The 14,150-nt window shown below is 41.3% G+C and carries 12 protein-coding genes (1 of these 12 running past the window's edge); 5 read left to right on the forward strand and 7 right to left on the reverse strand.

What is annotated here, in order from left to right; genetic code table 11:
* Window positions 1-7 precede the first annotated feature (7 nt).
* Window positions 8-1,300 carry a beta-ketoacyl-[acyl-carrier-protein] synthase family protein gene (locus LEP1GSC190_RS05505; protein ID WP_002762626.1) on the reverse strand — a complete coding sequence of 431 codons (1,293 nt, stop codon included), beginning with the start codon at window positions 1,298-1,300 and terminating at the stop codon, window positions 8-10.
* 696 nt (window positions 1,301-1,996) lie between these two features.
* On the opposite strand from LEP1GSC190_RS05505, the gene LEP1GSC190_RS05510 reads away from it, so the two are divergent.
* Window positions 1,997-3,484: an adenylate/guanylate cyclase domain-containing protein gene (locus LEP1GSC190_RS05510; protein ID WP_004279246.1), complete on the forward strand. Its 1,488-nt coding sequence runs from the start codon at window positions 1,997-1,999 to the stop codon at window positions 3,482-3,484.
* Between the two features lie 152 nt (window positions 3,485-3,636).
* Here LEP1GSC190_RS05510 and LEP1GSC190_RS05515 read toward each other — a convergent pair whose 3' ends face one another.
* The 6 genes from LEP1GSC190_RS05515 to LEP1GSC190_RS05545 form a co-directional block, all read right to left on the reverse strand.
* A complete protein-coding gene (locus tag LEP1GSC190_RS05515; RefSeq protein WP_036047557.1) occupies window positions 3,637-5,481 on the reverse strand; it encodes an ATP-binding protein in 1,845 nt (614 codons plus the stop codon).
* Between the two features lie 658 nt (window positions 5,482-6,139).
* The gene (locus tag LEP1GSC190_RS05525; protein WP_002762590.1) at window positions 6,140-7,150 is read right to left on the reverse strand and encodes a lysylphosphatidylglycerol synthase transmembrane domain-containing protein; all 1,011 of its coding nucleotides are present in this window, start codon (window positions 7,148-7,150) and stop codon (window positions 6,140-6,142) included.
* 16 nt (window positions 7,151-7,166) lie between these two features.
* A complete protein-coding gene (locus LEP1GSC190_RS05530; protein ID WP_002762628.1) occupies window positions 7,167-7,517 on the reverse strand; it encodes a histidine triad nucleotide-binding protein in 351 nt (116 codons plus the stop codon).
* A complete protein-coding gene (locus LEP1GSC190_RS05535; protein WP_002762638.1) occupies window positions 7,514-8,410 on the reverse strand; it encodes an ROK family protein in 897 nt (298 codons plus the stop codon). Before LEP1GSC190_RS05535 ends, LEP1GSC190_RS05530 begins: the two co-directional genes overlap by 4 nt.
* Window positions 8,407-9,072 (reverse strand): ABC transporter ATP-binding protein, encoded by a 666-nt coding sequence (locus tag LEP1GSC190_RS05540; RefSeq protein WP_002762677.1) that lies wholly within the window; start codon window positions 9,070-9,072, stop codon window positions 8,407-8,409. Before LEP1GSC190_RS05540 ends, LEP1GSC190_RS05535 begins: the two co-directional genes overlap by 4 nt.
* The gene (locus LEP1GSC190_RS05545; protein ID WP_036035931.1) at window positions 9,069-9,593 is read right to left on the reverse strand and encodes a hypothetical protein; all 525 of its coding nucleotides are present in this window, start codon (window positions 9,591-9,593) and stop codon (window positions 9,069-9,071) included. Before LEP1GSC190_RS05545 ends, LEP1GSC190_RS05540 begins: the two co-directional genes overlap by 4 nt.
* 115 nt (window positions 9,594-9,708) lie before the next feature.
* Here LEP1GSC190_RS05545 and LEP1GSC190_RS05555 point away from each other — a divergent pair, with 115 nt between their 5' ends.
* The 4 genes from LEP1GSC190_RS05555 to LEP1GSC190_RS05575 all read left to right on the forward strand — a co-directional run.
* On the forward strand, window positions 9,709-11,274 hold the full coding sequence (locus tag LEP1GSC190_RS05555; protein WP_004279259.1) for a tetratricopeptide repeat protein: 1,566 nt from the start codon (window positions 9,709-9,711) through the stop codon (window positions 11,272-11,274).
* Window positions 11,275-11,799: 525 nt separating this feature from the next.
* A complete protein-coding gene (locus LEP1GSC190_RS05565) occupies window positions 11,800-13,008 on the forward strand; it encodes an LCP family protein (protein ID WP_002760775.1) in 1,209 nt (402 codons plus the stop codon).
* A gap of 6 nt (window positions 13,009-13,014) precedes the next feature.
* Window positions 13,015-13,386 carry a ribosome silencing factor gene (rsfS, locus tag LEP1GSC190_RS05570; protein ID WP_002760619.1) on the forward strand — a complete coding sequence of 124 codons (372 nt, stop codon included), beginning with the start codon at window positions 13,015-13,017 and terminating at the stop codon, window positions 13,384-13,386.
* 25 nt (window positions 13,387-13,411) lie between these two features.
* Window positions 13,412-14,150, forward strand: the beginning of a protein-coding gene (locus LEP1GSC190_RS05575; RefSeq protein WP_002760803.1) for an MBOAT family O-acyltransferase. The gene runs 800 nt beyond the window's last position; only the first 739 of its 1,539 coding nucleotides appear in the window; the start codon lies at window positions 13,412-13,414; its stop codon lies off the right edge, out of view.

A 14,150-nucleotide genomic window follows, 5' to 3' on the forward strand; every position in this document is an offset into this window, starting at 1 on the left:
GTTTTCCTTAAAGAAGATCTGGCGGTGCAGCGAGACTAACAAAAGAAGATTGACTTCCAATTGCAAAGGCCATCGAAATCGCATTTCTAAGTCGAATCTTTCTTGCACCTTCGGTGATATGATCGTGATCGCATTCCGGGTCCACCTCCTTGAGGTTGATTGTTGGACAAAGGATTTGTTTTTTTAGCATTAGAGCGGTTGCGGCGACATTGATGATTCCCGCCGCTCCGAATGTATGACCGAAAATTGGTTTGATGGAACCGAGAGGAGCCCATTTACTTCGAGCGAGTCCATTGTATAAAATATTGAGCGCACGACTTTCGGCCATATCGTTGTTGACCGTCGCAGTTCCGTGTCCGCAGAAATAATCAATATCTTCAAGTTTGAGTCCGCTAATTCTCAAAAGTCGGCTTAAACCGATCGCGGCTTTTTTACCGGTTAGATCCATTCTCATTGCGTGGTCTGCTTCGTTATAACTGTAAGTTCCTAAAACTTCCGCGTAAATTTTCGCACCTCTAGCGAGGGCATGATCCATTCTTTCCAAACAGAGAACGGCTGCTCCTTCTCCTAGAATAAAACCATCTCGATGGCGATCATAGGGTTTGATCGCGGACTTTGGATTGTTCTTTTCGGAAGACATGACCGAACTCGCAGGATCAGAATACATCATTATCAGAGGTTTTAGAAGAGGAAACTCGTGGCCTCCCGCATACATTATTTCTGCTCTTCCCTTTCGAATTGCTTGATAACAAAGACTAATTGCGTGATGTCCACCGACACAAGCGGCGGTGATCGTAGTCACAAATCCTTGGATGTTTGCGTAGATTGCGGTAAGGTTAGTAGGGTTGGAAGCCATCGAAGTGAGAACAGAGTAACGATCGAAAATATTCAGATTTTTTTCTTTGTGGTAGAGTTTCCAAGCGTGTTCCCACCAGGCAAGAGAGGATCTCGAAGAAGAATCGATAAAACCTACTTTGGACGGATCTACGGAGTTCTTTTCTAATTTTGCGTCTTTTCGAGCTTCCTCCATCGCGGACATAATCGCGAATGTTTCCCGGTTGTAACGTTTTGCGTATTTTTCTTCCAAATCAGGTAGGAATTTTTTCCAGTTGAAGTCGTTCATCTCCGCCGCAACTTTTACGGTCATGTCGTCGGTCTGAAACCGGGTGATTTTATCTATCTGCGAATTTCCTTCGGAAAGATTTTTCCAAAACATATCCACAGAATACGTATTCGGAAGGATGATTCCGATTCCAGTAATAGCAACTCTTGAATTATGATTGGTGTTTGTTTTATCCATGTTTTTTGATTTTACTGCTTGTCCTAAAATTCAGATTTTCTATCGCCACGAAATACCTCAAGTTACAAGATCTTCCCTCCATGGAGATCAGTGTTTACTGAATCGTTCTTGGAATGATTTCTATATTCCTGGAAACTAAGAGCAAATAACGTATACTTTTTTTTGTAATCCTTCCTATAAGTGAATTTTAATTCTATTACGAATATACGTTCCTTCCTTTCTAAAAAGTCACGTCCTGAAAAAAAGTAGTATTCGGGCATTAAATTTATCTAATATAAAACGGGGAGTCGGCTTTTTACGGAAATCGAAAGAACGGTTCACCCGAAATTAGGAGTCTTTTAATGAACTCCGAATACTGTTTAAATTCGATTTAGAAGATAGTTTTAAGTAAGAGGTTGGACGATAAAAATCAAATCAAAAAAACGAAACGGATTGTTTTTGTATTTTTTTCTGTCTCGATCCTGGAAATCGGATGAAAACTATGGTTCTTCGACTGAAGAATCCAAGAATATTCTAAAATTCGATTCTTTTCTTTTGAATAAATATTTCTCGAGTAATTTTCTCTAACCAAAATTTGCCTCATAGAAATACTTTTGGTTCGGAATAAGTGTAATAAAAAAAGTTACGAAATGCTTGACGAGTAATGGAAATTCGGAAAACTGGGTCCGTTTTGAGTTAAGAAGCCGGGAGAACGTTATGTGGAATGAAACCCTTTTCGAACAAAAGAAGAAATCTTTGGAAGGATTCGGAGTTTTGTCGAAAAAATCCATTGCTCGATTTATGGAAAACATAAAGGTTCTAAACGAATGGCAGCTCCATCGGATCAATCCGATTCGTTTTGCAAAGCGGAATGATTTTGAAATAGGAGAGACACTCGATCTCTTCCTTCATTCCGCAAAGATCGGTTTTCTTGATTTTGCATACAATATGATTTGCCCCGCTTGTGGAGGTGTCGCCGCTTCTCACACGTCTTTGGATCAAATCGAGGAAAAAAGTTTTCATTGTTATATCTGCAACATTGATGTACCAGCTACTTTGGATGATCAGGTGGAAGTCAGTTTTTCGGTGAATCCATCCCTTAAGAAGCAATCCCTGAATCCTTTGGTGGATGTAGAAACGTATCTCAGATATCATATTTCCGCGAACTTTCGCAAGTCCAAAGAGCTTCTGAATTTCATTTTTTCGAATATTCAAGATTTGATTGTTATGGAACCGGGGGCGATAAGACGAATTCGTTTGGATGCGATAAACGTTCCCGTGTATCAGTTCAGTTCTGTGGAAAATAACTCAGCCGTCTTTTTGTATTTTGATTCTAAGGAGGTTACTAAGGATAGGATTATCGACCTCAGTCTTCTTTCTACCGGATTTACTCCTGTCGAATTACATCTTTCACCGGGAGAATACGAGGTTAAGGTTTCTAATCGGACGATCGCAACTTCCGGCTTTTTAATCATTAAACCGAACTTGAAAAGAATCCTGGAAATTATCGGGGAACATCCGACAGTGATCGAACCATTTCTGACCGCGAAGATGCTTTTGAACAATCAAACCTTCCGGGAATTATTTCGCGTTCAACGATTAAGCAGTCAATTGAATTTAAACGTAAAAAGTCTTACGATCCTTTTTACGGATTTGAGAGGCTCGACTGAAATGTACGATAAAGCGGGAGATATCCTTGCCTATCGATTGGTTCAGGAACATTTTCGTTTGCTCGCCGAAACTGTAAAGAAGTTCAACGGCGCCATCGTAAAAACGATGGGAGACGCGATTATGGCAACCTTTTCTAGTCCGCTCGAAGGATTATTTGCTTCGTTAGAAATGATGTTTCGTATCGATCGGATGAACGAGGAATTTAAGGAACACGGACATGAGATCGGTTTGAAAGTTGGTTTAAATGAAGGCCCTGCTCTTGCCGTCATCAACGACGAAAGACTCGATTACTTCGGTCAGAGTGTAAACATTGCGGCAAGAGTGCAAGCGCTTGCATCTGCAGGAGAAATCTGGGTGACTGAGCCGATTCTTTCCAGCCCTGGAATTCAGGAAGAATTAAATCTGAAAGGGTATGAATCCGAAAGACATGAGGCTTTTCTTAAAGGAGTAGGTCAAAAAGCCACCGTTCACAAATTGTTTAAGAACGAAGAACAAGGGGTGTTTGTTGGAACTCGTGAATTAGATTCGGTTTAAATTTTTAGAAATAAATTCAAAAATTTGAATGTGTTTCATTAAAGAATTTGCGTCCGAGTTTGTTTTTTGATTCCTATGTTGTGAAATCAAAATGATTGGTTCTTCGTCCGTGCTGTATATTACATTTGTTTTCTAGTTCAAATTCGTCCACTTTACACGGCTTGGAGCCACACGCTGAATTTTGTTCGACCGGGAGCAGTCTGGAATTCGATTTTCCCCCCGAAACTATCAATTATTTTTTTACAAATGTCAAGTCCGAGTCCCATCCCTTCCCCGTGCTTTTTTGTTGTGAAAAAGGGATCGAAAATTTTGTTTTGAATTGTTTCGGGAATTCCTGTTCCGGAATCCGTCCAGGAAACCACAACCCAAGAGTCCTGTTCTCTCGTCTCGATTTCTATCTTTCCTTTGTAGTTCATGGATTGAAGGGCGTTGTTGAGAAGATTGATCCAGACTTGATTCAATTTGTCCGCCTCTCCCAAACATCGTTTTTCGGTTTTATAATTCTTTACTATTTCGACTTCATAGTTAATTTTATTATGATATAATATTAGAATGTTCTCGATTTCCATCTGAACGTCGATTGCGTAAAGTTCCCCTTTGCCTCCTTCCGTTTTTGGACGTAGATAGCTTTTAAGTGCATTTACGACTCTAGAAGCCTTGTCCGTAGCAATCCATATCACATTGCTTACGCGTGCGATCGTGATAAAGGAAGCCACCGCGGCAAGAATCTCGGCGATTTTTTCCGATCGTAACAAAGGAATCAATCGCTCCCCTAATTTGTGTATGCCCAGGTCCGTGATTGTACGCACGACCGAGTTCGGATTTTTAATTCCGGAATTTTCCAAATCGCGGGCCAACTCTTGACGGATTCCGCGATTCGGTAGAGTCGGAGATTCGGATATATGTTTCAGGCTTTCTTCCAAGATCGTATTGAAACGTTCCGAATCTTCTGGACTTAAATTCGAAAGCAGAATAGGAACATTTTTTAATTCATGATTCACTACTTCCAATATGGAACTACAGGAAGAGGAAATTGCGCCGAGAGGAGTGTTCAATTCATGACTGATTCCGGCGGCCAATTGACCTAAGGCGGCCAATTTTTCGGAAAGTACAAGCTGGTGTTGAGTGTCTCGAAGATTTCGCATTAATTTTTCGAGATTACCGATCGCATTCATTAAATCTTCGTTGGATTTTGCGAGTTCCGCCGTTCTCGTTTCTACCTTTTGTTCTAGGTTTGCATTGAGTTCTAGAATCATAGATTCGTTTTCCTTGTTTCTCGTATTGTTTACGATGAATATGGTTCCGAGTCCGATCAGAATCGCTACTGTGGAAAATAAGATCATGTCGGCGCCGCTTTCGGCCTGTTTAACCGGCATGCTGATTTCAAGGATTCCCCTCACGTCTCCGACCTTCCAATCTTTTTTCGGAGATTCTGGATGAGTGTTGTGACATTGGATACAAGAAGCCTGCATTCTATCCGCAAGAGCGTATCTAACGTAAGGTATTGAATCGATTTCTTGAAATGTATAGTAGGGGTATTCTGGATTTTTCTGTAAGCGACTCAGTGCGTCCTTTTGAAAGTCGTCAAGGCCGCCGTATCTGTGTCGATTGGGAAACGGATATTCGCTATATAATTCCACTCGAATCCCTTCGAACTGACGTGTGAGGTGCTCTCCGAATTCTTTAACAATTGTTGCTGGAAGAGGAATACTTTTCGGAACCGTTTTGTATTTGTAAGTGACCTCCGTTCCTTCCTGCAATGCCTTATTTACTATATTATCCGAATAATAAACCCGAAGCGCGAGCATCTGTTGTGCGACGGTTTTTACGTTTCGTATTGCGGTCGTATCCGTATTCTTTTTTTGATAATAAAAGAGGAGACTTCCTAAAAGAAGGATCAGTAAGATACAACCGAAAAGAAAAGGCAGAAGGATACGTGTTTCTATTTTCAGAAAATTCAGATTCAATCCGAGAAAGGACGGTTTTTTTAAATTCATGGTTCCCGCCAGATTTACTTTTACGGTTCGATTATATCGCGGCAAACATATGCTTTCATCCAATTTATTTGTTTTAGAATTTGTGTTAAAGGAATGGAAAGTTTGTATTGCCCGAACCGCTTCTATACAGAAGACGAATAAAACTCAAAAATGAAGTCGTAGAGAGGAGCTTGGAAAAGTGTTTCTTGTGAGTGTTTCTTCTATCGTAGATTGAAAAATACCGAATTCTTTCACGACTACGCTTCGGTTCAATCTTTGGTGTGTTCTCAGGATTTGCTGAATCTTCGTAATCACGGGTGGATTCGACTTTCATTATTTTTCTCTTTTATACGTGTTTTCCTTTATTAAAAAAAGAAAACTCGTTCTAAACAAACTCGCTCGTTTAAGAACGAGTTGTAATCGGACTCGAAGCCCTTCGAACCAAAATCGCAAAAAATTGTCTTTGGGGTAAAAGTGGGATTTAGGTTTTGCGGATCTACGATCTATAAAAATTAATCTATATGAGTAATTTAGTATATTATTTTTATCTATTTAATGAATGTTTTTGATTTCGGGCGTGCGCAGATCATATTCTGTTTGGAATGGATTGGGGTGCAAATCGGTTTACATAGAACCAGGAAATGGACGGAATACGTTTGGATCCCCGCATATACCTACGTCATTCAGTGGTTTCCACTTCGATGACTTCGGATTCTTTGAGGGAAAATTTTGTCTTTCCAAGGCCGCGTTTTTTTCTGTCTATGATCCAATAGATGTAGAGAATTATCGCGAATACACTTTGTAGGATAAATTGAGCGAAATGAACGGTTGTCGCATAGAACAGACCTTCGGAAGCCTTTTTGCCCATCAGAACGAAAGAAGACGTGACGGAGGCGTGGAAAACGCCTGCGCCGGAAGGAGCGGAAGGAACCATCACACCGACGGCGCCTGCGAACATGATGAGTATAATTTCAGGGTAACTCATAGGAATTCCGACAAGTTCGAGAAGAATACCGTAGCTGAGGGCATAACCGACCAACCAAGTCAGTGCGGTAAGAAAGGCGGGAAGAATAAATCGTTTCGGAACTAGAAAACTTCCTAAGTCCCGAACATAATGAGCGAGTTTGTGGTTGAACCATTCTTTTTTACCGAAAAGACCTGCGGTCCAGGCGAGAATCGATATGATCGTTTCATTCAAAAATTTCACTGCGATCAAACTTAGGAAAATTCCGGCGATTACCAAAGAGGATACAATAAAAAAGGAATTACTGCTTTCGTCCTTGATGCCTAGAAACATCAAAGCGCAGATTCCCGCCGAAAATATAAAAGAAAAGTCTAATACTTTTTCGATAAAGAGTGCGGTGACCAAAGAGGGGTATTGAAGCGACGATTCCTTTTTGCAGAAATATAAACGAAAGATGTCACCTCCTCTTGCTGGGAGGAACATATTTGCTCCCACGCCGATAAAGGAGGAAAGGAGCGCATAACGGAATCGAATTTGTTTTCCCATGAGAAGATGCCATCTCCAGGAAAAAAGGAGCAAACCCCAAGCGGAAGAGATACAAAATGGAATGAGATAGATCGGATCCCAGCGTTCTTGAATCCTTGCGAACTCGCTCAGATCGAGTTTTGAAAATAAAAATCCGAGAGCGACTACGCTGACGACAGTTCCAAATAAAATACGTTTCAATGTGATATTCCTGGTTTCAACCCGGAGGCCAGAGCAGTTGACGTTCCGCTAAAAGGTGAAAATGGATGTGAAAAACGGTTTGTCCTCCGTTTTTTCCAGTATTGTTTACGATTCTGTAACCGTTTTCTGCAAAGCCGAGATCCTTTGCAGTGTCTCGAATCCGGAGTAGCATGTTTCCGAGTAGGGAGGAATCTTCGTTTTCGACCTCCCTGAGAGACGTTATGTGCTTCTTTGGAACGAATACGATGTGAGCCGGCGCCTGAGGAGAAATATCATGAAAAGCTAATATTTCCTCGTTTTCGAACGCGATCTTAGAAGGAATTTCCTTACGGATGATCTTGCAGAAAATACAATGGTGGTCATTCATTCTTGGTTCTCCATACAAAGCGCTGCTGCGCCTAAGGTCCCGGATATGTTTCCTCCGGGCAGAATTTGGGTATAAGTTCTGAAAATCGGGAAGATAAGTTCTTGAATTCTTTCTTTGAGGGCGTTGCCGAATAGATCCCAAGAATACACAAGCCCTCCCGTAAAGACGATCTTTTCCGGATTGATGGTATGAATGAGCCCTCTGCAGAGTTGTGCGAGGGCTTCGATTCCTTCGTTTAATAAAATTGATGCGATGGTTTCTCCCTTGCGATTCCTATCGAAAAATTCTTCGGCGGAGTTTAAGGAATTTCCCGTTTTTTCCTGATATCGGTTTAAGAACCCGCTCGCGCTAAAATACGCTTCGGTGCATCCTCGTTGTCCGCAACCGCAAAGTGAGCCGTTTGGAAGATACGTGACGTGCCCCGCTTCCATTCCGCTTCCTTTGTAGCCATTAAATAACTTTCCTTGATATATCCAGCCTCCTCCGAGTCCCGTTCCCAAAGTAAGAATTACCAGACTCGGGGATCCTTTACCGAGACCGAAACGATATTCTCCAAGTGCAGCGAGGTTTGCGTCATTGTTGTAGTAGACTGGAATCGAAAATTTTTTTTTTAGATGATCGACTAACGCTACGTTTTTTAAAAGAGGTAAATTCGCTGATTGAATTAGGATTCCGTTTTCGCAGTCGATGGGGCCCGGACTTCCGATTCCGATTCCGGCCAAAGAGGAATTTTTCATTTCTGATACGATACTGGCAAGGGAATTCAGGAATTGTGGCTCATCGGTTTCCACTCCTGTTGTGCGGGACGTACTTTCTAAAATGGTTCCATCTTGAGCTACTAGATTAGCCTTAATACTTCCCGCTCCGATATCAATTCCGAGATAAGATTTCATTTTACCACCCGGGTAAAGGCTCCTTCTCTCATTTCATAGATCGTTTTTGCGTCGAAGGCGAGATTCATATCATGGGTTACTAATAGAATCGTAAGACCTCTGGAATTAAAATCGTAGAGAAGATTTCGGACGAGTTCGCTGTTTTCAGGGTCCAAATCTCCCGAAGGTTCGTCTGCGAGAAGAAGTTCGGGCTCGTTGATAAGCGATCTCGCGATCGCTGTCATCTGAATTTGGCCGCCGGAAAGTTTGCTTGGGTAATTTTTCCGAATCGATTCGAGATGAAGACTTTGAATCAGGTATTCGCATTTTTCCAGATATTCTTTCGAGCTGAATTTTTCAACAAGGAGAGCCGGAAGCAAGATATTCTCCTCTACGTTCAGGTTGGGAAGGAGTTCAGAAAACTGAAAGATGAGGCCGATATTTCTTGCCCGGAAGTTTGCAAGTTCTCCGTTACTCATATCGCTGACTTTGGTCGTGTCGAAATAAACTTCTCCGCCGGTGCTGGAAAGCATTCCTGTGATCATGGAGAGAAGAGTTGTTTTTCCCGAACCGGAAGGACCTACGATTGCGACATAGTCGGACTGATTCATGTCGAAAGAAACTCCGTTTACGGCTTTCGACTTTCCATATTCTCGGGAGAGGTTGTTGATGCGGAGAATCATTTTCCCCTCCGAATCGATCGGTATGGATCCAAAAAGGTGAGAATCAAGGACAGAATCGTTCCGATTCCCGAAATGAGAAAGATACAAATGAAAAACGCTTTTCCATAATCGAATAAACTCGACCCTCCTGCTACCCAAGGAGGAAAAAAGACGGTCGCGAACGTACTTAAAGAAAACCCGATTCCGTGTAAAATCCAGAGTTCTGCGACCAAAAGTCGAATTGTTCCGGTCCGATTTCCTCCGACGGCCATCATAATGCCCGCGTCAGACGTTCGTAGTAGGGTTCTTGTGATTGCCATAAAGACCAATCCGGTGGAACTGAGGAATAAAACCAACTGTGGATAATTCCGGAAGAGTTCGATACTAGAAGAGTTAGAAGGAGCCTTATCCATTCTGAGTAGAAAGATCCCAAAGGTCAGGAAAAAGCAAAATAAAGCAGAAAATCCTATATGAAGAATACTGATTGTGATATCCCGTTTTACAATAGAATATGCGAATCTGAAGTAGGTAAGTTTTCCCATCTGGTTTTCGTTTCTGTAAAATGATTGAATTTATCCCAAGACTGGATAATGCCCGAACTCAATTTCCGGGATTTTATCCATTTACCAACTGGAACCTGAAAGAAAAACAAAAAAAATGATCTTCGTCATTCTCGTAGCCATTGGAATCATTCTGATCGTTGCGTCTGGATCTTTCCTGATTCAGACCAAAAAAGACGCTTATGAAAAGGCCCTTGCCCTTGCGGCAATGGGGAACTATGTGGATGCTCGAGTAATGATTCGGGATATTTTGGATAATTCTCCTTCGAACGTCCGGGCACATTATGTGATCGCGAAAATTTACGCGATGGAAGGAGATACGATCAACGAGGCCCGGCATCTTGAGAAAATCAAAAAAATCGGAACATACGAAAAGGGAATCAATGCGGTGGCCGTTTCCAATCGAATTGCGGATATCTACTACCAGCAAGACTTATTCGAGGAAGCTCTCTTTCATTATTTGGATACCGTAACAATCGATCCGGAAAACCCGGAAGCGAACGTCCGAATCGGTTTTATGGCTTTAGGTCAAAAAGAATTCATGATCGCGGATCGGTTTCTCGGTAAAATTTCCGACGAAAAAATTAAAATTGCTTCCATCTTCATCGGGAAGGGAGTGATTTCTGCGATTCTTCGGAAAGGGAATCCGGTCGATTTTTTTGCAAAAGCGTACGATCTAGAACCTTCTTCTCCGGTCGGAGGTTTTTTATATGCTCTGAGTTTGACTAGGGACGGTAAATACGACGAAGCCGTTAGGATCGCAAATTCCGTTGCAGATCTGATCGAAGACGATTACATACGTTATACGATCTTTCAGTTTTTGATGTGTTGTTTTATTCTTCAAAAGAATTTGGGTGAGGCTCTCAAACACGCAAGACTCTGTATGGAAATGGCGAGGAACAGCGGTTGGAAACAGGAGATGATTGATTCCGACATTTATTTTTCTCTTTTAGCGGTCAAACTCGGTAAACTTGAGGAAGCGAGCGAATATCTCATCGAGGCCGAATCTGAAAGGATCGACGACCAAAGAATTTTGGAACTCGCGAACTACAAATTTCAATTGGAGACCAAAAGAATAGAAGCGAATAAGGCCGCACCGGGAGGTTTTTCCTTGGACGATGAGATCGCGAGAATTTTTGGCGAACTTTTTCCAGTGGAACGTTTTTATGAGCTCTCCGGACTTAAGTCCTCCAAATCCTTTCATATCAAAGGGATCTTGGACGATCAAGGGAATAAACTTCTTTCGGACGTTTCTAAAATTGGAGTCGGAGTTTTGGATCACTATCGTCAATTGAAAGGAGTGGAATTTAAGAATCTCTGCGTTCGAGTCGTGATGACTCTGAACTATACTGTGAGTCGCGAAGTTCCCAACAAGGAAGGGGACGGTCTCAATCTTACGGGTCTGAATAAAGCGGACAAGGAAACCCGTTCCTTATTTAAATTCCGTAAGTGGAAGGACGCCAAAATTTCGGATATTTTTCTCCGGGATACGATCGGTCAGTTGAATGAATTTGGTTTGGATAAGGCCTTTATCATTGGAGATGCGGAGTTTACGGAAGGTGCTAAACGTTTTCTTGCGGATAACTCTTCCTTGCTCGATGTAATTTCCGGGAAGGATTTAGAAGAAATCCTTAAAAAAGCCCTTCATCAAGAGGCAAAATAAGCATAACGTTAAAGTGCTACAAGAATGTTGAAGTGCGTTGATCTCCTATTTTGAAAAGATGGAGGTTCTTTGCGTTTTCGACGAAATCGTCCGTATTTTCAAAAAATCTAATATTTACCCGAATTTATTTCGAATCGGAGTATCTTTTGTCGAACGTTCCTTACTTCCGTTTTTGAGGAATGTTAATCAACCAAGTATCGGCTCTATCGCTTTGAAATCGTCGATGATGATGAATTTAGTTTTCTTTCTAAACTGAGGAAGTAAGTCGAGAGGAATTTTGCGATTTTTTCGTTTTGAAATTGGATTTCCGGACTTGTAAACTATATTATTGATCTCTATAGAATGGAGTTCCCCAAGATTCTGCCTCTAAACGGGGATTTGTTCTAAAACTGACTACTTTTTTATGTAATGATAGCAAAGGCTCAACTCATGAGTACGACATCCCAATGTGATCGTAAAATAAGTAATTGAATGATAATCGATTTTTGTAATCAAAAGCTCGTTTTCATTTAAAACGAGGAGCGGTTGAAAAATAACCGTTTGACAGACGGGTTTTACGGTTTGGAATGGAATCGGGGCATAGGTTTGGAGTCGAAAGATACTTTAAAAAAAGCATCGGGTTGGCCGCTTTATATCGTGGCGGGGATTCTACTGTTTTCAGCTCTCATTTTTTTGATTGGCAAGTTCAATCGGACCGGACTGGAAGAAAAGATCGCAAGTGGTAAACCGATCTACTTTTTATTTCATGCGATCGGAGATTCGGAGGAATACGAGTTCGGTCTTTTAGCCGTTCTCTTTCCGTCTAACAATCGTTGTGCGTTATATTTCATTCATCCGATCACTTCGTTTGACGATCCGGACGATTCTTTGGATCTTCTCAAATCCGGCGCTAAATCTTCAGTCAAAAGCGCAGTCGCCGATTTGATCGACGCCAAACTTCATTATACGATCTCTCTTTCCGCTTCCAATTGGATTCGTATCGTGGATCTTCTCGGAGGTTTAAGCGTTTATACGGATAACAAAACGGTTCGTAATTCCTCGCAGTACAATCGGGAGGCCGGCGTTTATACGATGTCCGGTGCCGACGTTTACGACTATACAAGTGAGATGGATAAAAAAGAAACCTTGGATTATTTGGAAAGGATTAGTCGTCAAGAAAGTGTGGTTCTTACTCTTTACGAAACCCTTTTTCAAAGAAAAGAATTTCTAACGACTCCTCTTTTGGTCTTCGCACACGGTTTAATCGAATCCGATCTTTCGAAAGAAGATTTCGTAAGCCTCGTTAAGTTTATCAATTCTAGAAGGATTCAGTTCGGAATCTCGGAACTTCCGGGAGAACCTGCAAACGATCCGAAGGCGAAAAAACTCTATTTAAAAACGGATATTGCAAGAGCTAGAGTCGCTTTCCGTAAATTTCTCAAGGATATGAACTCAGACGTTTTTGTGGATGCGGAGTTTGCCAGAACGGAAGTTCTTAACGGAACCGAAGTTCCCGGTCTTGCAAAGGATGTTCGTGGAATTCTTTCCGATAAGAGAATCAAAGTGCTTGCGGCGGATAACGCTTGGAAAAAAGGGTTCCCGAAAACCGTAGTGATTGATCGCTCCGGCAATACCGCGATCATGGATCGGATTTCAACCATTTTAGAAAAAGCTGAAACGCACCATGTGCTAAGAAAGGATTTGGGTTTGGATGCGACCGTCGTTGTTGGTTCTGATTACGAACCGAGAAAATAAAAATTCATGAGTCTTACTTCAAAACAAAATCCGACTACTAAAGAAGTTCTTCAAGTTATCTACGATATTATGGTAGATAAAAAATGCGAAGAGATCAGCGTCTTAAATTTAGAAAGTGTCAATAGTTATTTGAGCTTTTTTGTAATCTGTACCGTCAATTCTGCAGTTCAAGCGAATGCGGTCGCAAGAGAAATCAGAAAAACATTAAAAGAATATAAACTAACCCATAAGGAAGTGGATAAAACGGGAGCTTCTACGACTTCGGGTTGGACGCTTTTGGATTTTGGAGAAATCATCATTCACATTATGACTCCAGAAAAAAGGGAATATTATAATTTAGACAGACTCTGGCGGGATGCCAAAAGGATGGAACTCTAAAGGAGACACCGTCCGGTCTATCGAAATGATTTTTAATTCAGCGATTTTTATTTATTTTTTTCTAGTCGTATTAGCGGTTTGTTATTTTTTTGCCGTTAGAAAAACTCCTAGAAATATTCAAAACGTCTTTTTGTTGATCGTATCCTATATCTTTTACGGCTGGTGGGACTGGATCTTTTTAATTCTGATTATTTCCGTTTCCGTTTCCAATTTTTACATCGCTCTTTTGATCGAACAAAAGGAATCTTTCAAAACCAGGGGGCGGCTTTTGTTTTTGGCGATTCTCATCGACATGGGAATGCTCTGTTTTTTTAAATATTATAATTTCTTTATAGATAACCTAAACATTGCGGTCAAAACTTCTGCCGGACTTTTTAGTGTGGAGAATCCGACTCTTTTTCAAGATTCTATTTTTCTTCAGATCATTCTTCCCGTAGGGATCAGCTTTTTTACGTTTCAGACTCTTTCTTACGTGATTGACGTCTATTATCGCAAACTCAAAGCGGAGACAAACTTAATCGACTTTTCACTTTTTGTTTGTTTTTTCCCTCAATTGGTCGCGGGGCCGATCGAAAGGGCCGGAGACCTTCTTCCTCAAATCAAAAAAGACAGAAAGATCGATCTCGATCTTTTTTACAAGGGTTGTCTTTTGATTCTCGTAGGCTATTATATGAAAACCTACGTTGCGGACAATCTGGCGGAACTTGTGGATATGGTTTTGTTGAAAAGTTCTTCCGTATATAAATCCAATCCGGAGCTTGCGG

It is taken from the genome of Leptospira mayottensis 200901116, from assembly GCF_000306675.2.
Taxonomy (GTDB): domain Bacteria; phylum Spirochaetota; class Leptospiria; order Leptospirales; family Leptospiraceae; genus Leptospira; species Leptospira mayottensis.

Bases quoted from the DNA above. Each gene is read 5' to 3' on its own strand.
- LEP1GSC190_RS05515 (WP_036047557.1), bottom strand. From the start codon at position 5,481: ATGAATTTAAAAAAACCGTCCTTTCTCGGATTGAATCTGAATTTTCTG.
- LEP1GSC190_RS05555 (WP_004279259.1), top strand. From the start codon at position 9,709: ATGATCTTCGTCATTCTCGTAGCCATTGGAATCATTCTGATCGTTGCG.
- LEP1GSC190_RS05530 (WP_002762628.1), bottom strand. From the start codon at position 7,517: ATGAATGACCACCATTGTATTTTCTGCAAGATCATCCGTAAGGAAATT.
- LEP1GSC190_RS05535 (WP_002762638.1), bottom strand. From the start codon at position 8,410: ATGAAATCTTATCTCGGAATTGATATCGGAGCGGGAAGTATTAAGGCT.
- rsfS (WP_002760619.1), top strand. From the start codon at position 13,015: ATGAGTCTTACTTCAAAACAAAATCCGACTACTAAAGAAGTTCTTCAA.
- LEP1GSC190_RS05545 (WP_036035931.1), bottom strand. From the start codon at position 9,593: ATGGGAAAACTTACCTACTTCAGATTCGCATATTCTATTGTAAAACGG.
- LEP1GSC190_RS05505 (WP_002762626.1), bottom strand. From the start codon at position 1,300: ATGGATAAAACAAACACCAATCATAATTCAAGAGTTGCTATTACTGGA.
- LEP1GSC190_RS05540 (WP_002762677.1), bottom strand. From the start codon at position 9,072: ATGATTCTCCGCATCAACAACCTCTCCCGAGAATATGGAAAGTCGAAA.
- LEP1GSC190_RS05510 (WP_004279246.1), top strand. From the start codon at position 1,997: ATGTGGAATGAAACCCTTTTCGAACAAAAGAAGAAATCTTTGGAAGGA.